15 protein-coding genes and 1 pseudogene are annotated in these 21,459 nt (G+C 65.7%); 4 read left to right on the top strand and 12 right to left on the bottom strand.

Features of this window, described 5'->3' with window-relative positions; all coding sequences use genetic code 11:
• Window positions 1-16: 16 nt before the first annotated feature.
• On the bottom strand, window positions 17-448 hold the full coding sequence (locus ACFFWD_RS29925) for a response regulator (protein ID WP_376971469.1): 432 nt from the start codon (window positions 446-448) through the stop codon (window positions 17-19).
• A 199-nt stretch (window positions 449-647) separates the two neighbouring features.
• Here ACFFWD_RS29925 and araD point away from each other — a divergent pair.
• Window positions 648-2,385 (top strand): annotated as a pseudogene (gene araD / locus ACFFWD_RS29920) (L-arabinonate dehydratase).
• 133 nt (window positions 2,386-2,518) lie between these two features.
• Entirely contained in the window at window positions 2,519-3,238 is a 720-nt protein-coding gene (locus tag ACFFWD_RS29915; RefSeq protein ID WP_376971467.1) for a ribonuclease activity regulator RraA, read from the top strand.
• A gap of 119 nt (window positions 3,239-3,357) precedes the next feature.
• Here ACFFWD_RS29915 and ACFFWD_RS29910 read toward each other — a convergent pair whose 3' ends face one another.
• The 8 genes from ACFFWD_RS29910 to ACFFWD_RS29875 form a co-directional block, all read right to left on the bottom strand.
• Window positions 3,358-5,475 carry a S9 family peptidase gene (locus tag ACFFWD_RS29910; protein WP_376971465.1) on the bottom strand — a complete coding sequence of 706 codons (2,118 nt, stop codon included), beginning with the start codon at window positions 5,473-5,475 and terminating at the stop codon, window positions 3,358-3,360.
• Window positions 5,476-5,652: 177 nt separating this feature from the next.
• Window positions 5,653-7,368: an ABC transporter permease gene (locus ACFFWD_RS29905; protein ID WP_376971463.1), complete on the bottom strand. Its 1,716-nt coding sequence runs from the start codon at window positions 7,366-7,368 to the stop codon at window positions 5,653-5,655.
• Between the two features lie 34 nt (window positions 7,369-7,402).
• The gene (locus tag ACFFWD_RS29900) at window positions 7,403-8,467 is read right to left on the bottom strand and encodes an ABC transporter substrate-binding protein (RefSeq protein ID WP_376971461.1); all 1,065 of its coding nucleotides are present in this window, start codon (window positions 8,465-8,467) and stop codon (window positions 7,403-7,405) included.
• A gap of 19 nt (window positions 8,468-8,486) precedes the next feature.
• Window positions 8,487-9,539, bottom strand: a complete 1,053-nt coding sequence (locus tag ACFFWD_RS29895) for an ABC transporter ATP-binding protein (protein ID WP_376971485.1) — start codon at window positions 9,537-9,539, stop codon at window positions 8,487-8,489.
• 333 nt (window positions 9,540-9,872) lie between these two features.
• Complete coding sequence (locus ACFFWD_RS29890; protein WP_376971459.1) at window positions 9,873-11,057, bottom strand: pyridoxal-phosphate-dependent aminotransferase family protein; 1,185 nt, start codon at window positions 11,055-11,057, stop codon at window positions 9,873-9,875.
• A 152-nt stretch (window positions 11,058-11,209) separates the two neighbouring features.
• A complete protein-coding gene (locus ACFFWD_RS29885) occupies window positions 11,210-11,959 on the bottom strand; it encodes an LssY C-terminal domain-containing protein (RefSeq protein WP_376971483.1) in 750 nt (249 codons plus the stop codon).
• 292 nt (window positions 11,960-12,251) lie between these two features.
• Window positions 12,252-12,980 carry a thermonuclease family protein gene (locus tag ACFFWD_RS29880; protein ID WP_376971457.1) on the bottom strand — a complete coding sequence of 243 codons (729 nt, stop codon included), beginning with the start codon at window positions 12,978-12,980 and terminating at the stop codon, window positions 12,252-12,254.
• A gap of 214 nt (window positions 12,981-13,194) precedes the next feature.
• Window positions 13,195-14,922: a hypothetical protein gene (locus ACFFWD_RS29875; protein ID WP_376971455.1), complete on the bottom strand. Its 1,728-nt coding sequence runs from the start codon at window positions 14,920-14,922 to the stop codon at window positions 13,195-13,197.
• 362 nt (window positions 14,923-15,284) lie between these two features.
• Here ACFFWD_RS29875 and ACFFWD_RS29870 point away from each other — a divergent pair, with 362 nt between their 5' ends.
• On the top strand, window positions 15,285-16,124 hold the full coding sequence (locus ACFFWD_RS29870; protein ID WP_376971453.1) for a caspase family protein: 840 nt from the start codon (window positions 15,285-15,287) through the stop codon (window positions 16,122-16,124).
• A gap of 65 nt (window positions 16,125-16,189) precedes the next feature.
• Here the strand turns inward: ACFFWD_RS29870 and ACFFWD_RS29865 are convergent, their stop codons facing one another.
• From ACFFWD_RS29865 to ACFFWD_RS29855, 3 genes are all read right to left on the bottom strand, one after another.
• Window positions 16,190-17,065 (bottom strand): efflux RND transporter periplasmic adaptor subunit, encoded by an 876-nt coding sequence (locus ACFFWD_RS29865; RefSeq protein ID WP_376971451.1) that lies wholly within the window; start codon window positions 17,063-17,065, stop codon window positions 16,190-16,192.
• A 69-nt stretch (window positions 17,066-17,134) separates the two neighbouring features.
• Window positions 17,135-18,049 (bottom strand): alpha/beta fold hydrolase, encoded by a 915-nt coding sequence (locus ACFFWD_RS29860; RefSeq protein WP_376971449.1) that lies wholly within the window; start codon window positions 18,047-18,049, stop codon window positions 17,135-17,137.
• A 366-nt stretch (window positions 18,050-18,415) separates the two neighbouring features.
• A complete protein-coding gene (locus tag ACFFWD_RS29855) occupies window positions 18,416-19,267 on the bottom strand; it encodes a class I SAM-dependent methyltransferase (RefSeq protein ID WP_376971447.1) in 852 nt (283 codons plus the stop codon).
• A gap of 331 nt (window positions 19,268-19,598) precedes the next feature.
• Between ACFFWD_RS29855 and ACFFWD_RS29850 the strand changes: the two genes are divergently transcribed.
• Entirely contained in the window at window positions 19,599-21,176 is a 1,578-nt protein-coding gene (locus ACFFWD_RS29850; RefSeq protein ID WP_376971445.1) for a winged helix-turn-helix domain-containing protein, read from the top strand.
• Window positions 21,177-21,459: the final 283 nt, after the last annotated feature.

Raw genomic sequence — 21,459 nt, 5'->3', positions numbered from 1 at the left:
CTGATGTTCATTCGATTCAGTGACAGGATGCAATGCTGTTTCCGTCGCTCGGGGATGCCTTCGATCGCTGCTCGGCGAGGTCGAGGCTCCGGGCGACGGCGGCGACGAGTTCGGCCGGCTTGAACGGCTTCTGCAGGCTCGAGATCGCGCCGAGCTTCACCGCCATGTTCAGGAAGTCCGGGCCGGAATCCGACGGCATCGGCCGGCCGGAGATCACGATGATCGGCGTCAGCGGCTTTTGCTGATGCACCTTCCGCATGGTCTCGAAGCCGTCCATCCCCGGCATGAAGATGTCGAGGAACAGGAGGTCGAAATCGCCGGCCTCGAACAGCTCAAGTCCGTTGTGGCCGTCGCTCGCGGTGACGACGGCGTGCCCGGCCCGTTCGAGCAGCAGGCGGATCGTGGTCTGAACCGCGCTGTCGTCGTCGACGATCAGGATGTTGGCCAAGGCGATGCACTCCGCGCTCAAATCACGTTTGGTAGGTTCCCCGAATCCGCTTTCTCGTGCAACAAGTTCCGGCCGGATGCGTTCCATCCCGACCGGTTCCGCGACACGCTGGCGAAACCGGGGTATACCCGCTTACAAGCATATGATGTTCCGAGGCTTACCGCGTACCCGCAGTGTCCAGAAAGATGGGGCAGCCGCCATGACCAAGAACAAGACCCCCGATCAACTGCGCAGCGCCCGCTGGTTCGCACCCGATGATCTCAGAGCCTTCGGCCACCGCTCCCGCGCGATGCAGATGGGCTACGCGCCGGAGGAATGGAAGGACCGGCCGGTGATCGCGATCATCAACACCTGGTCGGATGCGCAGCCCTGCCACATGCACTTCAAGAGCCGCGTCGACGACGTCAAGCGCGGCGTGCTGATGGCCGGCGGCTTCCCGCTGGAGCTGCCGGCGCTGTCGCTGTCGGAATCGCTGCTGAAGCCGACCACCATGCTCTACCGGAACCTGCTCGCGATGGATGCCGAGGAGCTGTTGCGCGGCCACCCGGTCGACGGCGTGGTGCTGATGGGCGGCTGCGACAAGACCACGCCGGGGCTGCTGCTCGGCGCCACCAGCATGAACCTGCCGACGATCTATTTGCCGGCCGGCCCGATGCTGCGCGGCAATTGGAAGGGCAAGACGCTGGGTTCCGGCTCGGACGCCTGGAAATACTGGGACGAGCGCCGCGCAGGAAAGATCTCCGACAAGGACTGGGTTGACATGGAGGCCGGGATTGCCCGCAGCTACGGCACCTGCATGACCATGGGCACGGCCTCGACCATGACCGCGATCGCGGAGGCGATCGGCATGACGCTGCCCGGCGCCTCCTCGATCCCCGCAGCCGACGCCAACCACATCCGCATGAGCTCGGAGGCCGGCCGCCGCATCGTCGAGATGGTGTGGGAGGACCTGACGCCGCGGAAGATCCAGAGCCGAAAGGCGTTCGAGAACGCGATCGCGGTGGCGATGGGCGATGGGCTGCTCGACCAACGCGATCATCCATCTGATCGCCCAGGCCCGCCGCGCCGGGCAGGATATCTCCCTCGACGACTTCGAGACGGCGAGCCGCAAGGTGCCCGTGATCGCCAATGTCAGGCCGAGCGGCGACCTCTATCTGATGGAGGATTTCTTCTACGCCGGCGGGCTGCCCGGCCTGATGAGCCGGATCAAGCCGCATCTGCATCTCGACTGCATGACGGTGTCAGGCCGGACGCTCGGCGAGAACATCGCCCACTCCGAGGTTCACAATGACGACGTCATCCGCACCGTCGACAACCCGATCTACAAGGAGGGCGCGCTCGCGGTGCTGAAGGGCAACCTCGCGCCCGACGGCTGCGTGATCAAGCCTTCCGCCTGCGACCCGCGCTTTCTGAAGCACACCGGCCCGGCGCTGGTGTTCGACGATTACCCGTCGATGAAGAAGGCGGTCGACGATCCCGATCTCGACGTCACGGCGGATCACGTGCTGATCCTGCGCAATGCCGGACCGCAGGGCGGGCCGGGCATGCCGGAATGGGGCATGCTGCCGATCCCGACCAAGCTCGTGAAGCAGGGCGTGCGTGACATGGTGCGGCTGTCGGACGCGCGGATGAGCGGCACCTCCTACGGCGCCTGCATCCTGCACGTCGCGCCGGAATCCTTCATCGGTGGCCCGCTGGCGCTGGTGCGGAACGGCGACCGCATCACGCTCGACGTCGCCGCGCGCAGCACCAATCTCGACGTGCCGGACACCGAGCTCGCAGAGCGGCGCGCCGCATGGCGGCCGCCCGAGCGGCGCTTCGAGCGCGGCTATGGCTGGATGTTCTCGCGCCACATCAAGCAGGCCAATGAAGGCTGCGACTTCGATTTCCTCGAAACCGGCTTCGGCCGGCCGGTCGGAGAGCCGTCGATTTATTAGTTCCACCGTCATTCTGGGATGGTCCGAAGGACCAGACCCGGAATCTCGAGATTCTCAGATGCGCAATTGCGCGTCGTAATTCGCTCGCTGACGCGAGCGCTCCGGAATGACGGTCAATCAAGGATAAGCCATCATGTCAAAACTCAGCGACACCACCCGCAACAAGCTCAGGACCGTCTCCACCGCCACCGTCGCCACCGCGCTGTTCAAGCGCGGCTTCCGCATCCAGTGCGTCCAGGACGTCCATCCGCTAAGCCCGGACCAGCCGACCATGGTCGGCGAAGCCTTCACGCTGCGCTACATGCCGGCGCGCGAGGATATCAACACGATCGAGGTGTTCCGCGACCGCGCGCATCCGCAGCGCAAGGCGGTGGAGGAATGTCCGCCCGGCGCGGTGCTTGTCATGGACAGCCGCAAGGATGCGCGGGCCGCATCCGCCGGCGCCATTCTGGTGACGCGGCTGATGAAGCGCGGTTGCGCCGGCGTCGTCACCGACGGCGGCTTCCGCGATGCGGCCGAAATCGCAAAGCTCGGCTTCCCCGCCTTTCATCACCGGCCGAGCGCGCCGACCAACCTCACGCTGCATCAGGCGATCGAGATCAACGTACCGATCGGCTGCGGCGACGCGCCGGTGTTTCCGGGCGACGTGATCCTCGGCGACAGCGACGGCGTCATCGTCATTCCCGCGCATCTCGCCGACGAGATCGCCAACGAGACCTTCGAGATGACCGCGTTCGAGGATTTCGTCGCCGAGCAGGTCCACAACGGCAGCGGCATCTTCGGTCTTTACCCCGCAACGGACGAACAGACGCTGAAGGATTTCGCGGCCTGGCGGAAGGTGAAGGGGAGGTAGCTGACGCTTCCCTCCGCATCAATCAGCCCGTAGCCCGGATGCAGCGCAGCGCAATCCGGGACTCTCGCAGGTGGCATGACTGCCCCGGATTTCGCTTCGCTACATCCGGGCTACGAAGGCTACACCCCTGCCCTTTCCGCCATGCCCACCGCCCACAGCGCAAACGCGTAGACGATCGCGACCTCATCGAGCCGGTTGAAGCGGCCGGAGGCGCCACCATGGCCGGCGCCCATGTTGGTGCGGAGCAGGACCGGGCCGCCGCCCTTCATCGTCGCGCGCAGCCGCGCGATCCATTTCGCCGGCTCCCAATAGGTGACGCGCGGATCGGTCAAGCCGCCCATCGCGAGGATCGCGGGATAATCCTTCGCGGCGACATTGTCATAGGGCGAATAGGACAGGATGGTGCGGAAATCCTTCTCGCTTTCGATCGGGTTGCCCCATTCCGGCCATTCCGGCGGCGTCAGCGGCAGCGTGTCGTCGAGCATGGTGTTGAGCACGTCGACGAACGGCACCTCGGCGACGATGCCGCCGAACAATTCACCGGCGCGGTTGGCCACCGCGCCCATCAGCATGCCGCCGGCCGAGCCGCCATGGCCGACGATGCGTTTTGCACCCGTGTACTTGGCATCACACAGCGTACGGCCGGCCGCGGCAAAATCGTCGAAGGTGTTGGTCTTCTTCTCGCGCTTGCCGTCGAGATACCAGCCCCAGCCCTTGTCGGAGCCGCCGCGGATATGCGCGATCGCACAGACGAAGCCGCGGTCGACCAGCGACAGGCGGTTGGCGGCAAACGACGCCGGCATCGCCATGCCGTAGGAGCCGTAGCCGTAGAGCAGCAGCGGCGCCTTGCCGTCGCGCACGAAATCCTTGCGATGCAGGATCGAGACCGGCACCAGCGCGCCGTCATGCGAGGTCGCCATGATCCGCGTCGTGACGTAGTCCGCCGGGTTGTGGCCGGACGGAATCTCCTGGCGCTTGCGCAAGATCCGCGTCCGCTTCGCCATGTCGTAGTCATAGACCTCCGACGGCGTCGTCATCGACGAATAGGAGAAGCGCAGGTTGGTGGTCTCGAATTCGTAGCTGCCCATGGTGTCGAGCGAATAGGCGGCTTCGTCGAAGGCGATCGCGTGCTCGTCGCCCGTCCTGAGATCGCGGATGACGATCGCCGGCAGCGCGTTGGCCCGCTCCAGCCGCACCATATGGCCGGCATAGAGCTCGACGTCGAGCACGTAGATGCCCTCGCGATACGGGATCAGGTCGCGCCAGTTGGCGCGCTCCGGCGCAGCGAGCGGCGCGGTCACCACCTTGAAGTCGATGGCGTCGTCGGCATTGGTGAGGATGAACAATTCGTTGCCGCGGTCGGCCACCGAATATTGCACGCCGTCCTCGCGCGCTGCGACCAGCCGCGGCGGTGCATCGGGACTGGCGAGGTCGATCAGCCGCTGCTCCGACGTCTCGTGGTCGCCGCCCGCGATGACGCAGAAGCGGCCGCTTGAGCTCTCGTGCAGATGGGTGAACCAGCCGGAGTCCTGCTCCTCGTAGACCAGGATGTCGTCCGCCTGCTTTGTTCCCAGCCTGTGCCGCCACACCTGCATCGGGCGGTGATTGTCGTCGAGCTTGACGTAGAAGAAGCTCTTCGAATCCGCGGCCCAGACTACGCCGCCATCGGTCTCTTCGACAATGTCGTCGAGATCAGAACCAGTCGCCCAGTCGCGCACGCGGATGGAGAAATATTCCGAGCCCTTGGTGTCGGCGCTCCAGGCGTGCAGCCTGTGATCGTTGGAATGCCGGCTGCCGCCGAACTTGAAGTATTTGTGGTCCTTCGCCAGCGCGTCGCCATCGAGCACGAATTCTGCATCGCCGCCCGCGCGGGGCATGCGCCCGAACATCTCGTGCTGGCCGCCTTCGCGGAACTTCCTGAAATAGGCGAACGGGCCGTCCGGCGACGGCACGCTGGAATCGTCCTCCTTGATCCGCCCGCGCATCTCCTTGACGAGCTCTCTCTGCAGCGCGTCGGTGTGGCCGATCAGGCTTTCGGTGTAGCCGTTCTCGGCTTCGAGATAGGTGCGGATATCAGGGTCGAGGATCGACGGATCGCGCAGCACCTCCTGCCACCGGGGATCCTTGATCCACGCATAGTCGTCCGTCACCGTGATGCCGTGTTTGGTGAAGGAATGCGGCCGGCGCGGCGCAACGGGCGGGGATTGCGGAGATGTCTTGTGGGCAGCTTCGGTCACACGGTCCTCATGGTGCAGGGGATACCGCCTTATATCGGGATGAATGTGGCGATTGCCAGATGCATCAGGCCGCGGATTTTGCCGTCATTGCGAGCGAAGCGAAGCAATCCATCTCTCCCCGAAACGAAAGAATGGATTGCTTCGTCGCTTTGCTCCTCGCAATGACGGCGGAGGGAGCTATGCGTTCCGCAATCGCGCGCCTGCATTGCCGCCGAACACCGGGATTCGGTTCACCGCGAGCACCACGCCGAAGGTGATCACCAGCATCGCAATGCCGAGCACCGCGATCGCGGCGAGGTCGCCGCTTTCGTTGAGGTCGTAGATCAGCACCGACAGCACTTTTGTTTGCGAAGTAAACAGAACGATCGCGGCCGACAGTTCCCGCATCACGCCGATGAAGATGAAGCACCAGGTCGCGATCACACCGGTGCGCAGCAACGGCGCGGTGATCTGCCACAGCGCCTGCAGCCGCGTCGCGCCGAGGATGCGGCTCGCCTCCTCGAGCTCGGGATGGATGGTCGTGAACGCCGCCTGCAATTGCTGATAGGCCGACGGCAGGTTGATGGTAAGGAACGCCAGCAACAGGATCCACAGCGTGCCGTAGAGCACGAAGGGCGGCCGCGTGTAGCTTAAGAACAGGCCGACGCCGAGCACGATGCCGGGCACTGCGACCGGCGCGGTGGCGAGGAAGGCGAGCACGCGGTGGCCGGCGATTACCCGCCGTGTCGTGACATAGGCGATGACGAGCGCGAGGATGGTGCCGACAGTGGCGGTCGCGGTGCCGAGGATCACCGTGTTCTTCAGCGCGAGCTGGGTCGACGACAGTTCGGTGAACACGAAGACGATGTTGTGCAGCGTGAAGGTCGAGGGCGTCACCAGCGTGGTCGCGTTCGGCGAGAACGCGGCATTGAGCAGCGCGAGATAGGGCAGGAACACCGGGTTGAGCAGCACCAGCAGGCAAAAGCCGAGCGCGGCCAGGCGCCAGCCTTTCAATTCGACGCGGCGCGGCGCGCCATATTTGCCGCCGATCACGGAATAGCCGCGCCGCCCGAGCAGCACCTTCTGGCCTTGCAGCAGCAGGATGGTGAGCAGAAGCAGCGGCACGGCCGCGGCGGCCGCGAGCTCCAGCTTCGGCGGATACTGGAACAGGCTCCAGATCTTCGTCGTCATGGTGTGGAAACCGGCCGGCAACGCCAGGATCGCGGGCGAGCCGAACAGCGTCATCGCCTGCAGAAAAGCGATCAGCGCGCCGGCGACCAGCGCCGGCAGCGCCAGCGGGATCGTCACCCGCCGCGCCGTGGTCCAGGCGCCGCCGCCGAGGATGGCGGACGCGTCCTCCAGCTCGCGCGGCATGGTGTCGAGCGCGTTCGCGACCAGCACGAACACGAACGGGAAGGTGTAGCAGGAGATCACGAAGATGATCCCGGTCAGCGAATAGATGTCGAACAGCGCGTCGGCATCGCTGCCGGCGAACACGCGATAGAGCTGATTGAGCAATCCGGAGTTCGGCGCCGCGAGCAATTCCCACGCCACCGCGCCGAGGAACGGCGGCGTCACGAAGGAGGCCGTCACCAGCGCGCGGATGATCTGCCGCCCCGGCATGTCGGTGCGCGACACCAGCCAGCTGATCGGCGCCGCGACGACGCAGCAGATCACGGCCGAGCTGGTCGCGATGATCGCGGTCGTCAGCAGCGGATCGAGGAAATCGGGGTTGGTGAACAGGGTGACGAAGTTTTGCAGCGTCGGATGCCGGTTCTTGTCGGTGAAGGCGAACACCGCGAGCCACGACAGCGGCAGCAGGATGAGGAGAACGAGCACGGCCGCGAACAGCCACAGCACCGGACGTGTCCAGTCGATGCGGGGTTTAGGGGTGGGGGTGGCGATTGTGGTCATTATCCGCGAATCCTACCTATCCCCTCATGAGGATTTAAACCTTGAACAACCGCGCATAGCGCGTCTTGATCTCTTCGGTCATCGCCTCCACCCCGGCTGGGTCCTCCTTCATCAGCTTGATGTCGCCAAGCTTGCGCCGTCCCGGCTTCGACTGCACCTGCGCGTGCACGGAATATTGCGCTGTGAAATCGACGAAGAACTGCTGGGTCTCGCGGGTGTGCAGCCAAGCCTGGAACAGCTTTGCGGCGTTGGGATGGGGCGCGCTGGCGAAGATGGCGGTCGGCCCTGATATCGTCGGCGTGCCCTCGGTCGGATAGACCGGCTCGACCGGTTGCCCGGCCTCCTTCAGGAGCACGATGCCGTATTCATTGCCGTCGGCCATCACGGCGCGCTCGCCGAGTGCGAGCTTCTTCGGCGGATCGGTCGAGGACTGCACCTGCATCACGCGCTGCTTTGCCAGCTTCTCGAAATACGGCCAGCCGAGCTCGCGCACGAGCTGGAACGTCGTGGTCATGATCGTGCCGCTATAGGCCGGATGGCCCTTCACCATCTTGCCCGCCCATTTCGGGTCGAGCAGGTCGGCAAAGCTCTTCGGCGCGTCGCCCGGTTTCACCAGGTTGGTGTTGTAGGCGATCGATGACAGCCACAGCCGCGTGGTCACGGCCATGCCGTCGGGATCGCGGTATTGTTGCGGAAAATGCCTCGCGACGTCCTCGGGCACGAACGGCATCAGCCAGCCGCTCTTCTTCCAGGGGATGAAATGCGAAGCATCGGCGCTGTTGACGATGTCAGCGGCGTGGACGTTGGATTCGAATTCCTGTGCGACGCGTTGATACAGCCGCTCCGATCCGGAGCGCTCGATTTGCACCGTGATGCCGGGATAGGCGGCTTCGAACGCCTTGCCGAGCTTCTCGCCGACCGGCAGGTCCATCGACGAATAGAAGACGATCTTGCCGTCCTTCTTCGCGGCGTCGACCAGCGCTGGCGTGATCGCGGTCGGCTCCGGCGCCGCGGCGCGGGCAGGCGACGCGAAGACAGTGCCGAGCGCCACCGCGACCGAACCTTTCAGGACACCGCGTCGTGAAATTCGCCTCTGCATCGCCTCGCTCCGTCTCTTGTTATCGGCTGAGCGCCCGGCAGCGCTCCGGCGGCAATGTCAACCAGACCTCGCGGCCCTTTTCGACCGCGGTTTCCGTCGGCGTGGTGACGCGCAGCGCGGTACCGTCTGACGTCTCCACCATGTAGTCGCGGTGCATGCCGAGATAGACCTGCCGGGTCACGGTGGCCTTGAGCGTGTTCAATGACGAGGCCGGCGCCTCTGTCGAAAGCTCGATCTCGTGCTGGCGGATCGCGACCGGCGCGCTCTGGCCGGCGGCAAGCTTCGCACCGACCACCTGCAGGGTCGCGCCGGCGAAGGTGACATGGTTATCGTCGCGCGCGGTGGCCTTGATCACATTCGCCGCGCCGATGAAGCGCGCGACGAATTCGGATTCGGGGCGCGCATAGATGTCCTCAGGGCTGCCGAGCTGGTCGATCTTGCCGGCATTCATGACAGCGATGAGGTCGGCCGTGGTCATCGCCTCCGACTGGTCGTGGGTGACGTAGACGGTCGTGTAGCGATATTCGTCATGCAGTCGGCGGATCTCGAACCGCATCTCCTCGCGCAGATTGGCATCAAGGTTGGACAGCGGCTCGTCGAGCAGCAGCGTCTCGGGGCCGACGATCAGCGCACGCGCCAGCGCCACGCGCTGCTGCTGGCCGCCGGAGAGCTCGCCCGGATAACGCTGCGCCAGCGGCTCGAGCTTCGTCGTTGCCAGGATCGCGCCGAGCTTCGTTGCGATCGTGTCGCGGTCCATTTTACGCAGGCGCAGGCCGTAGACGACGTTCTCCGCCACCGTCATGTGCGGCCACAGCGCGTAGCTCTGGAAGATCATCGACATGTTGCGCTGCTCGGGCGGCAGCGTGCGGGCTTTCGACGAAACGGTGCGATCGCCGACCCGGATCACGCCGCCGGAGGGCTCGAGGAACCCGGCGATCAGCCGCAGCGTCGTGGTCTTGCCGCACCCGGACGGCCCGAGCAGGCAGACCAGTTGCCCGTGATCGATTGTGAGCGAGACATCATCGACCGCGACAAACGAACCGAACCGCTTGATCAGGCCGCGCAACTCCACCGACGCCAAGCGATCCCTCCATTTCATTTTGTTGCAGGGATCAGGGCCCGGCTATTGCCGGCAGTAAAGCTGAAAATGGTGGCGGCGGAAAGTGTTCTGCTGCTTTCAGAGCTGGGAACGCAAATGCATTTCCGTCATACCGAGAGGTCGTGCCCCCGCTGTCATTGCGAGGAGCGATAGCGACGAAGCAATCCATGTTTCCACTTGTGGTGCGATGGATTGCTTCGCTTCGCTCGCAATGACGGGGATAAGGGCGTGCCCAGCGTTTTTCAGGACGACGCGTTAGGCAAGACTATCCTACGACCTTTAAACTAGACGCTCACGCTCGTAGGCCTACGCCTTCACGCTCTCGCCGAGCCACTGCACGGCGGCGTCGGTGCCGCCCTTGCCGTGCGGGATCTTCAATGCGTTGAGCGCGACCTCGATGACGCCGAGCGTGCCGAGCACCATCGGCGCGTTGACGTGGCCCATATGGGCGATGCGGAAGGCCTGGCCCTGCAGGTCGCCGATGCCGGTGCCGAGCACCACGCCGCATTTCTCCTTGGCATAGCGCTGGATCGAAGCGGGATCGGCGCCCTTCACGGTCACTGTCGTCACGGTGTTGGATCGCTCGGCGGCTTCCTCGATGTTGAAGCCCAGCACCTGGCCTTCGGCCCAGACGGCGACCGCGCGCCGCACGGCTTCCGCGAGCAGGCGGTGACGTTCGAATGCATTTTCGAGCCCTTCGGCCTGGAGCATGTTGATGGCCTCGCGCAGCGCGAACAACAGATGCACCGGCGCGGTGCCGGCATATTTGCGGTAGTGCTCTGAGCCCTCGCGCTCGGTCCAGTCCCAATAGGGCGTGCGCAGATTGGCGCGCTTGTGCACCTCCCAGGCGCGGTCATTGGCGGCGACGAAGCCGAGGCCCGGCGGCGTCATCAGGCCCTTCTGCGAGCCGGACATCGCAACGTCGATCCCCCATTTGTCCATCTCGAACGGCGTGCAGCCGAGCGAGGCCACGGTGTCGACCATGAACAGCGCGGGATGGCCGGCGGCCTTGATCGCCTTGCCGATCGCCTCGATGTCGTTGTAGGCGCCGGACGCCGTGTCAACCTGCACTGCAAGGATCGCCTTGATCTTGTGTTCCTTGTCGCGCTTCAGCCGCTCCCCGACCTCCGCGGGGCGGATCGCACGGCGCCAATCGCCCTTCAGCACCTCGACCTCGGCCCCCATCGCGGCCGCCGCCTGGCCCCAGCCGATCGCGAAACGACCGCTTTCCAGCACCAGCACCTTGTCGCCGCGCGACAGCACGTTGGACAGCGTCGCCTCCCAGGCGCCATGGCCGTTGGAGATGTAGATGTAGGATTTGCCCTTGGTGGCGAACAGTTTCGAGAGGTCGCGCAGCAGGCTCTCGGTCAATTCGACCATCTGCTCGGAGTAGATGTCCAGCGCCGGGCGATGCATCGCCTGCAGCACCTGATCGGGCATCGTGGTGGGCCCGGGGATGGCCAGAAACTCCCGGCCCGCGCGAACGGTCATCTTCTTGTTCCTTTTGGGTAAAACGCGGAATCAGGCGTGTGAGGGGTCAAGCTGCCAAGATAGGCGATTGGACCGCCGATTGCGAGCATGGCGGCGCAATCCTGAGCTTCAAAAAGCGCGGAGCGGTGGTCGCCCGTGTGTGACCGGCCGCATCATTTCCCGATCGCCTGGACGACGCCGTGCCAAACCTGGTCCTTGAAGTCGGTCGCCATCGGGCTTGGGATCGTCTCGACCGGGCCGTCGTGCCGGCGGCAGGCCTCGACCAGCCGCAACACCCAGATCTCGCCATCGGTGTAATAGCGATCGCCGCCGCCGTTACGTCCCGAGAGCGTCGGGCCGATCCCGGTCACCTGATATTTCGTGGTCACCATGCCTGCGGTCTCAAGATCGGCCGCGAGCAGCGCGCGCTCGGCGTCGAGGTCGGCGCCGATGTGATGGGTCACGGCGCCGGTGTAGCGGCTGAGGCCGACGCTGCGGTCCAGCGTCGCCGCGCCGAGCCACACCGGGCGCTGCTCCTCGCCGGAATCGAGCACCTGCCAGTAGCGCACATGGTTGCGGCGATCGGCGCTCGTGCCGACCGGCTTCTCGAAGGCGAGGTCCTCGCGGCGGCCGAGATAGAACAGATTGCTCACCGGCGCGTCGCGGTAGGGACGATCGAGCAGCACGCTTCCGACGATCTCGATCGACGATTTCAGCGCGATCGGATCGGCCGGATACCAGCCGGCCGCGTGCATGGCGCAGACCACATCCTTGGTGTCGCCGATCAGGCCGATGTTCATGGGATCGCCGGGAATACCCTGCGCAGTGCGCGTCACCATCGGCAAATTGGCGAGCCCCTTCTGATGCTCGTAGTGCTTCCAGAACGCCGGCAGCGCCAGATAGGCTGCGAGCAGATAGCTCATCAGGACAAACAGCAGCAGCAGCTCGGCGCGCCGGATGCGGTCGCGCTTGCGCAGGGCATGCGGACTGGACTGGATGTCGGTCACGGGGCCTTCCTGACGCGGTCCATCCGCGGGCGCGCTTCACCTCTCCCGCTTGCGGGGGAGGTCGTAGCGCATCGACAGATGCGCTACGGGTGGGGGCTCTTTCCACGATATGACTCGTGGAGGGAGCCCCCACCCCGGCCCTCCCCCGCAAGCGGGAGAGGGAGTCTAGCTCCGATGCGGCTGCAATTCAGCTCTATGCCAACAGGCGTCAACGCCGCGTCTCGCGGCAGCCGGCGGCCTCGGCCTCCTCGACCGAGCAGAACCAGCGCGTGCCCTTCGCGATCTTCATCTCGATCTTCGCATACCAGCGGCTGGTCGGCTGGTGATAGATGCATTCGCCGGAACGGTTGACGTTTCCCTTGATGGTGCAGTCGGGCGAGGGCGCGACCGAACCCGAGGCCGAGGCGAGCAGGATCGCGTGGGCGTTCTCCGGCGGCTTCACGCTGCCGAGGATCGCGGTCTTCTTGTTGCGCACGCGCCAGTCCCACGGCGCGATGAAGGCGCCCTGCCACATCCCGGCCTTGGTCTCGCGCGCCGCCTTCTCATCGGCCTCATAGTCGTGCGAGACGCGGGTATTGGCCAGCGCCCAGCCGTTGGTAACGAGCCATTTCTGGATGTCCTCGCCGTCGGCCTCGCAGCGCGCCACGGTGCGGCCGCGGCGGTCGACCGCGCGGGTATGGCAGGTCCAGCTCTTGTTGCCGGCATGCTTGATCAGCTCGTCGCGCGCGGCGACTCCGCAGGTCCAGCGCTCGCCATGGGTGTTGAGACAGAGCTGGTCGGTCGACGGCGCGTCGACGCCGCCGAGGCGGATGCGGGTGTTGCCGATCACCATCTGATCGCCGTCGCGGATCTTCGGCACGCCGGTGATGTCGGCGGCTTGCGCCAGCGTCGGGAGCGACAGCAGCAGGGCGGCAAGGAGCAGCGTCTTCGTTGGCATCGGCAGTCCCGGCGAGGATGAACGTTCAAAAGCCATGGATTGTGCGGGCAATTGGGCGAGCGTGCCAAGGGCCGTTGTGTTACGGCCGGTTTCAACTTCGCGTCATCCGCAGCCCCGTAGCCCGGATGGAGCGAAGCGCAATCCGGGATAGCTCGTCGCCAGCGCGAAGACCCCGGATTTCGCTGCGCTCCATCCGGGCTACGATCCTACAATCCTACGGGGCTGTCATTCTTCGCTTCGCCAGCGCCAGTCCCATCAGAACGAAGGCCGACGTCACCTCCGGCCCGCCGACCAGGATCCGGGTCGGCGTCTTCATCTTGTTCCACTCATAGGCCTTGTAGGGCCCGTGCCGACCGCCTTCGCCGAGATGCTGCACGATGCAGTGCAGCGCGGGCGTGAACGTCGCGACCTCGGCGTTCAGATGCGCCAGCGCCATCAGCGCGAGCGCGGCGTCGAACGGGTTCATCTCATGGGCGATCAGCTCGCCTTGGACATAGCCGAGCACGCGGGCGCGGATCAGCGCGAAGACGTTTTCGGGATCGATGATGCGCTGGGCGGCCAGCGGCAGCGCGACGAAGGCGGCGTAGCAGCGGCCGAAATAGGCGGAATAGAGTTCCGGCAGGTAATAGATATGCGAGCGCGGATTGGTGAACGCGCCGCTTTCGACCAGCCGCTTCTGGAAGCCGATGATGCGATGCACCGTCTCCAGCCGCTGCGGCGTCTCGATGATCTTCCAGCGTGTCAGATTGCGGAACGAGACCTCGAGAATGTCGAGGTTCAGCGTCGGATCGAGATCATTGCCATAGGGCCGGTCGCCGTTGAGGTTGTCGATCCAGGTGACGACGCCGCCCTCGTAATCGACGTTGTCGTTCAGCGGCACGGTGACGCGCGGCTCGTTGGCGCCGCTTCTAACCTGATAGCCGCGATAGAAGTCGAGCAGCGGCTGCGCGAGGATCGGATCGTCGGATCCGGCCTGCGTCGCCACGGAGAACGAGCAGGCCGTGGTGTCGCAGTCCGGCACGTAGATGCCGAAGCCGAGATCCTGCTTGATCTGGGCGAAGAAGCGCGAGAAGCGGGGATGCCGTCCCGGCGCCAGCGCGGTGATCACCTTCACCGTCGAGCCGTCATGCGAGGGCACCTCCTCGGCGCTGATCTTGAGGCAGAAATCCACCATCTCGGAAATCGCCCGCCGTGCGGTGCCGGCCTGGTCCGGCGACGCGAGCCCGGTCTCGACGAAGCCGAGCAGCGCCTCGGTGAAGAAGGCGTCGTAATAGGCCGAGCGATGGCGGATTTGCACCGGCTCCCACATCGGCTCGGCGATCCCCCGCCAGGGCGGGTTGATCAGCGCGCGCGCCGGCGAATGCGCGATGAAGATCCGGGCGAGGCTGAACAGCAGCGTCGAGTTCTTGTATCCGCGCGCGTTCAGCCCGGTCAGCGCCATCAGCATCTCGCGCCCGCCGATGTCGGGATCGCCGATCAGGTTGAAGGCGGCGTAGGTCGGGATGAAGCCGTTCTTTCCGAACGAGCGCAGCAGGTGTGATCCGGTAGCCCGGATCACCTTGTCGATCTCGGCCATCGCGGGCGCGCGCGCCGGCGCGGCTGCGGCCGGCGGCTTCGGGTGGCTGAGATCGAGATCGTCCATCAGCTCGGCAATGGGCCCGCCGACCGCGGCCCAGTCCGGCGTCTCGTCGTCGCGGGCGCGCGTCAGCGCCTCGCGCAGGCGGGCGAGCCGTTCCGGGTCCTTCAGCGCGGGCAGGCCGGTGCGGCGGAGCAGCGGCCGGAGCGCCGGATTGCCGAGCGCCGTCCGATAGAATTGTCCGAGATGGGCGTCGCCGCCGCGATACTTCTGGAGCAGGGGGTCGCAGACGTCGTAAAGCGACGGCCCGTCCTTTTTGACCGTCAGCGCCCGGCACACCGCACCAGCGATGGTATGAAAACCCATGAATCTCTTTCTGCTGGAACCGGTTAACGCCGCCACCCTGATGGCGTTTCCTGAGATTCCCCCAAATCCCGCAAGTCGTTGGAAAGCTACATGAATCTGCGGAAAATTCAAATGTGATGTGAGTCACATAATTGGTCGCCGTTCCGGTCAATAGTCGGGCGGGGTCGGTTCTATGCGCCAAACCGGGTTGCTCCGGAGGCCCCGTCGGGTTAAGGGTTTGTTTGTTGCGGTGCCGCAAATTGAGTTCAATTCGTCGGCACACCACCTCGCAACCCCATTAAAACCTGACCGTGACTTACGCGACTAACTGGCGCGACGACCTTGTTGAGCGCCACGGGACAATGATTGGGATTAGGAACGCTATGGACCTCAGGCAGCTTCGCATCTCCCGCCGGACCATCGCCGTCGCTGTGGCGCTGGCTGGCACGGTGTCGCTGGTGATCGGCGCCCATGCCGCGCTCAACAAGCGTTCGCTCGATGCCGCCAAGGCCGTCGCCGCCGAGCAGACTGCCGGCGCCGCCAAGGGCGTCTCCCGTCTGGCGCTGATCATCGGCAACGGCCATTACCCGGATGCCGCCGCACCGCTGGCCCAGCCGATCAACGACGCTCGGACGCTGTCGGCGACGCTGCGCCACGAGGGTTTTGACGTCGACGTCGTCGAGGACGCGACCAAAGACGACATGGTCCGCGCGGTCGCGCGCATGAAGGCCAAGATCCGCCCCGATACCGTCGTGATGCTGTTCTTCGGCGGCTATGGCGTGCAGGTCGGCCGTGAGAGCTACATGATCCCGGTCGACGCCGCGATCTGGAAGGAAGCCGACGTGAAGCGCACCGGCGTCAGCGTCGAGTCCGTGCTCGATGCGATGAAGGAGCAGGGCGCCAAGGCCAAGCTCGTCGTGCTCGACGCCTCGCGCCGTAACCCCTACGAGCGCCGCTTCCGCTCGTTCTCGCACGGTCTCGCCCCGATCAGCCCGCCGGAAAACACGCTGGTGCTGACCTCGGCGACGCCGGGCAAGGTCGCCGACGACTCGAAGGCGCCGAACAGCGTGCTGGTGTCGGAGCTCCTGAACAACCTCAACGCCCAGGCCGGCGCCGAAAGCGCCTTCAACAAGACCCGCGTCGCGATCTCGCGCTCGAGCGAAGGCGAGCAGGTGCCCTCGGTGTCGTCCTCGCTGCTCGAAGACATCAAGCTCGGCGGCTGAGGCCGAACTCCCTCCACATCGTCGTCCCGGCCTGCGCCGGGACGACGATGTGGACGTAGCGAGGATTACTTCCCGTCCGCGTTCGCGGTCACCGGGCGCACCGGGTCGCCCTCGCGCAGCAGCGCGCCGGCGCGGGCGACGACGATCTCGCCTTCCTGGATGCCCTCGCGGATCTCGACCTGTCCGGCCGACATCAGCCCGGTCTCGACCCGCCGCGTCTCGACGCGGTCGCGGCGCACCACCTGCACCACGGTGCCGGCGGTGGAATAGAGGATCGCGGTCAGCGGCACCGAGACGCCGCAGCTCTGCCCGGTCTTGATCTGCGCGCGGCCACTTGAATTGACCAAAAGCCGCCGGTTGCCGGTGATGCCCACGAACACCTGGCCGAGCTGGCTGTTCGGCTCGACCGTCGGCGCGACGCGGCGCACCTTTCCATCGACCTCGCCGGCGCCTGATATCTTGATCCGCGCGGTCTGGTTGGCCTGCAGCTTGGCGATATCGCGCGTCGGCACCATGCCGACCAGATCGTATTCGCTTCTAGCGATGATCGAGAACAGCGCCTCGCCCTTGGCTGATGCGGTCGCGCCGACGGTTGCCGATGACGCCGAGATCACGCCGGCGACCGGCGCCGCCACGTTGATCGCGTTAGTGCCGTCAGTCAGCTTCGCCAGCACCTGGCCCGCGGTGACGGTGTCGCCGGCATCGACCAGCACCTCGGTGACCTTCAAGCCGAAGCGGTCGGGGCGCACCTGCTGCTCGTCGCGCGGCAAGACGATGCCGGAGACTTCCACGATATTGCCGAAGCAGAATTTCGTGGCCTTCAGCACGGTGACCGCGGCGCCCTTCGGCGCCTCGGTCTCGCCGGCGGCAACGGCAGGCCGGGCCAGCACGATCATGCCGGCCGCAAGCAGGGCGGACGCACGCGCTCTACGTGAAATCATCGGCGCATTATTCCCAGAGTCGAAGCGTTTTCAAGCGAAGTGGGTACCGGTTCGCGTGAAGAAAACGCGTCAAATGAAGTCCCTCCTGAATACCAGATGCGGCCGCGCCGAGCTAGGCGGCGGCTCGGCCGCTTCGGCCGCGTCCGGCCCGCCCGTATCAGCCGCAAGCTGCACTTTCGCCAGCTCATCGGCGCGGATGACATGCCGCGCGATCTCGGGATTGACCCGCACCGCATGCGACACCGGCAGCATGTGGCCGGCCTCCGGCAGATGCCTGAGCTCGGCGCCAGCAATGATCGCGGCGAGCTTGTGGACAATGCGCTGGGTCACATAGGGCGACAATCCGCCCGACAACAGCAGTGTCGGCACCCGCAGGCGGCGCGCCGCCGCGATCACGTTCTCCTCGGCAAACGCCGCGGCGAAATCGAAGGTGAGCTTGTCGGCCTGCTCGATCATGCGCAGCCGCGAGCCCTGCGACACCTGCTCGCGCGGGCCGGAGCCGGCCCAGAACGCGGAGAACCTGTCGATCGCGTCCAGGACCGCGCCGTTGAAGATATCCTGCGACACGTCCTGGGCGACGCGCGCGAAGCGATCGTGCAGCCGCGCGTCCGCCGGCGCATCGCGGAGCAGCGTCGGCAGCACCGGCTCGATCAGGGTCAGGCTGCGGATCCGCCTTGCGTAAGGCTCCGACGTCGCGAGCTTGAATGCGATGGCGCCGCCATAGGAATGGCCGACCAGATGGATCGGCCCGGTCGCGCCGGCGAGTTGATGACCGAGATAGGCGACCTCTTCGGCCAGCGTCGACGGCCAGTCGCGCCCGCCGGCCGAGATGCCGTAGCCGGAAATATCAGGCGCGATGAACTGGTGGCCGGCGAGCGCGCCCATCAGCTTCGTCCATTGCCGTCCCGACCCGAGCGAGCAGTGCAGCGCCACCACCGACGCGCGGTTGCGCGCGGCAGACGACGTCTTGTCCAAACCAGTCATCAAGCAATCCCGTTTGTTCTCGTTGTCGAAAGCGGATGCGTCGCACCCGCGTCACGACGCGAACAATCCGGGCCTCGCGTTATTCCAGCGAAGCCCGGTTGCGAGCATGATCGTGATCGCTGCCGTCGCGATCGTGATTTGCGAGTCAGGGGCGAGCGGCGATCTCCGATCAACCTCGCCCCGCTTGCGGGGAGAGGTCGGAACGCATCGCAAGATGCGTTCCGGGTGAGGGGGTACAGGTGCGGCCACGCGCATTGCTCGTGGATAGAGCCCCTCACCCCAACCCTCTCCCCGCAAGTGCGGGGCGAGGGAGCGCAGTCCCGTCGCGGTTCGCAGTCGTGATCGTGATCGCAGATCTGTTGCGTCTCACCGCTTGGTGATGACGACTTCGAGATATTCGCTCGGCACCACCATGCTGCCGACGCGCGCGCGGTTCATGCGCACGATCAGCGCGTGCAGATCGTTGTGCAGCTCGGTCTGCTTTGCCGGTTCGAGCGCCGCGAATGCCTTGAGCACCGGGCCGTAATAGGTCTTGAACACGTCGAGGAAGTGCTCGGCCGAACGGTAGCGGAAGTTGAAGTGGCGCGGCTCGACCTTGATCGCGGCTGCGTCCGCATCGAACATCTCGGCCAGGCGCGTGCGCGTGCCCCACATCGCCGGCGACTTCGCGCCCACAGGCGGCGGCAGATATTTGCCGAGCGTCTTGAACACCTGGCCGATGAATCCGTCCGGCGTCCAGTTGGCGAGCCCGATCTGGCCCTTCGGCTTGCACACGCGCAACAGCTCGGCGGCCGCGCGCTCCTGGTTCGGCGTGAACATCACGCCGAAGGTCGAGAGCACGACGTCGAATGAGTTGTCCGCAAACGGCAGGTTCTCCGCATCCGCCTCCTGGAAGGTGATGGTCATGCCCTCGGCCGCGGCGCGGGCGCGGCCGCGTTCGAGCAGGGCAGCGACATAATCGGTCGAGGTCACCTCGCACCAGCGCCGCGCGGCGGCGAGCGAGGCCATGCCGTTGCCGGCCGCGACATCGAGCACGGTTGCGCCCGCCTTCAGGTCCAGGCTCTCGCAGAGCTGTTCGCCGACGATCTGCAGGGTACTGCCTACGATCGCGTAATTGCCCGACGACCACGCCGCCTGCTGCCTGGCCTTGATCGCGGCAAGATCGGGCGCCGCCGGCGCCTCTGAAGTGGAACTCGTGGCAGTCGCGTTGGTGGCCATATGTCTCCTCCTCCAAGGTGGGCGGCGCGTCACGATGTCCGCCGCGCTGAACCTTATGGCTGGGCACGAACTCAAAGACTCCGAGGGACGCCGGATTATGCCTTGAGGCGGGCGTGATTTTTCGTTGAGACGACCCGGAGCCATGATGAAATGAGGTCGGACTGCCGCCGCGCGGAAGGTGCGCTCCCTCTCCCGCTTGCGGGGGAGGGCTGGGGTGGGGGCTCTCTCCGCGAGTCGCATCGTGGAGAGAGCCCCCACCCGCAGGCGGGAGAGGTGCAGCGAACCCGTGGCGAGATCGCTGCTCTACCAACTGTCGCGCAAGGATAGGCCGTTGCGATTTGTCTTTTCGGATCATGTGCTTGACACCGACCTGCGGGAGATCAGCCGCGGCGGCGCGCGCGTTGCGGTCGAGCCGCAGGTGTTCGACCTCCTCGTCCATCTGATCGAAAATCGCGACCGCGTCGTCTCGAAGGACGACCTGATCGAAGCCATCTGGGGCGGCCGCATCGTCTCGGAATCGACACTGACGAGCCGCATCAACGCCGCGCGCAAGGCGGTCGGCGACAGTGGCGAGCGGCAGGCGGTGATCCGCACCATCGCGCGCAAGGGCATCCGCTTCGTAGGCCTGCTCGCGGACGTACCGGCCACGACGCGCGACAAACCGTCCCGGCCGGACGCGAGCGGCGCGCCCGGCGAGCCGCCCCCAGCCTGGCATCCCGCGCTCGACCGCATCGCGATCGCGGTCCTGCCCTTCACCAACATGAGCGGCGACCGCGAGCAGGACTATTTCTCCGACGGCATCAGCGAGGACATCATCACCGCGCTGTCGAAGCTGCGCTGGTTCTATTGCATCGCGCGCAACTCCTCCTTCGTCTACAAGGGCCGCGCCGTGCACATCAGGGAGATCGGCGCCGAGCTCGGCGTCACCTATGTCGTCGAGGGCAGCGTGCGCAAGGAGGGTGATCACGTCCGCATCACCGCGCAGCTCAACGATGTCGCAACCGGCAGCCATCTCTGGGCCGAGCGCTACGACCGCGATCTCGCCGACGTCTTCGCCGTGCAGGACGAGATCACCGAGGCCGTGGTCGCCGCGATCGAGCCGCAGCTTTACGCCGCCGAGAATTTTCGCAGCTCACGCAAGGCGCCCGACAACATGGACGCATGGGATCTCGTGATGCGCGCGCTGTCGCATTACTGGCGGGTGACTCGGCAGGATCACCTGGTGGCGCAGGCGCTCCTGGAAAAGGCTGTCGCCTTCGATCCGCAATATGGCCGCGCGCTCGGCCTCTTGGCGGCAACCCACATGTTCTCCGCCCATATGGGCTGGGCCGACATGGCGGCGACATTGCCGACCGCCGAGCGCGCGGCGCTCGCGGCGATCCATGCCGATAGCGAGGACCCCTGGGCGCATTACGCGCTCGGCAGCGTCTACCTGTTCGACCGCCGCTTCGACGATTCATTGGCGGAGTTCGAGCTCGCGCTGCGGCTGAACCCGAGCTTCTCGCCGGCGCGCGGCCTTTATGGTGTGGCGCTCGCCTATTGCGGCCGCTGGGAGGAGGGCAACCGCGCCGCCCGCCACGCGCTGCGCCTCTCCCCGCGCGATCCCTTCGCCGCGATCTATAACGGCGTCGCCGCCTACTGCCAGTTCGTCGGCCGCAACTATCCGGACGCGATCCGCCTCGCCCGCGAAGGCCTCCGCCTCCGCCCCGATTTCGTCGGCGCCCACCGCGTGCTGACGGCGGCCGCCGCGATGGCCGGGCAGGATGAGCTGGCGCGGACGGCGCTAGAGGCGCTGCGGATGGCCCAGCCGGGGGTTTCGCTGGCGTGGCTCGCAAGCGAGATGCCGTTCAGGCTGGATGAGGAGCGGGAGCATTATGTGGAGGCGTTTCGGAGGGCGGGGTTGGGGTAGGGATGGTGGGCAGTTACCCTTTTGGACATCGGGGCTTCCGATCTGTCCGGGCTTCGCGTAAAAAGTTGCTTGTGAACGAAAGTGCATTTCATCCCGAGGACAGGGCCAGGTCGTTGATTGACCGGCGCCTCGCCCTTTGCGGATGGGTTGTTCAGTCGCGAGACGACATGAACCTCGGCGCCGGCTTCGGCGTCGCAGTGCGGGAGTTTCAGACCGCTTCAGGCCTAGGAGCCTGTCCAGTTAGCTCCGGGAAGGCGGTTTTATCCTAATGATAGCGGTTCAT

This window comes from Bradyrhizobium erythrophlei (assembly GCF_042430365.1).
GTDB lineage: Bacteria > Pseudomonadota > Alphaproteobacteria > Rhizobiales > Xanthobacteraceae > Bradyrhizobium > Bradyrhizobium erythrophlei.
Note: the sequence above shows the minus strand (reverse complement) of the source record. Positions and strands in the feature narration are given on the sequence as shown.

What these genes read in the sequence shown, in the direction of transcription:
- ACFFWD_RS29915 (WP_376971467.1), top strand. Translation starts at nt 2,519, where the DNA reads ATGTCAAAACTCAGCGACACCACCCGCAACAAGCTCAGGACCGTCTCC.
- ACFFWD_RS29905 (WP_376971463.1), bottom strand. Translation starts at nt 7,368, where the DNA reads ATGACCACAATCGCCACCCCCACCCCTAAACCCCGCATCGACTGGACA.
- ACFFWD_RS29900 (WP_376971461.1), bottom strand. Translation starts at nt 8,467, where the DNA reads ATGCAGAGGCGAATTTCACGACGCGGTGTCCTGAAAGGTTCGGTCGCG.
- ACFFWD_RS29890 (WP_376971459.1), bottom strand. Translation starts at nt 11,057, where the DNA reads ATGACCGTTCGCGCGGGCCGGGAGTTTCTGGCCATCCCCGGGCCCACC.
- ACFFWD_RS29885 (WP_376971483.1), bottom strand. Translation starts at nt 11,959, where the DNA reads ATGAGCTATCTGCTCGCAGCCTATCTGGCGCTGCCGGCGTTCTGGAAG.
- ACFFWD_RS29880 (WP_376971457.1), bottom strand. Translation starts at nt 12,980, where the DNA reads ATGCCAACGAAGACGCTGCTCCTTGCCGCCCTGCTGCTGTCGCTCCCG.
- ACFFWD_RS29875 (WP_376971455.1), bottom strand. Translation starts at nt 14,922, where the DNA reads ATGGGTTTTCATACCATCGCTGGTGCGGTGTGCCGGGCGCTGACGGTC.
- ACFFWD_RS29870 (WP_376971453.1), top strand. Translation starts at nt 15,285, where the DNA reads ATGGACCTCAGGCAGCTTCGCATCTCCCGCCGGACCATCGCCGTCGCT.
- ACFFWD_RS29865 (WP_376971451.1), bottom strand. Translation starts at nt 17,065, where the DNA reads ATGATTTCACGTAGAGCGCGTGCGTCCGCCCTGCTTGCGGCCGGCATG.
- ACFFWD_RS29860 (WP_376971449.1), bottom strand. Translation starts at nt 18,049, where the DNA reads ATGACTGGTTTGGACAAGACGTCGTCTGCCGCGCGCAACCGCGCGTCG.
- ACFFWD_RS29855 (WP_376971447.1), bottom strand. Translation starts at nt 19,267, where the DNA reads ATGGCCACCAACGCGACTGCCACGAGTTCCACTTCAGAGGCGCCGGCG.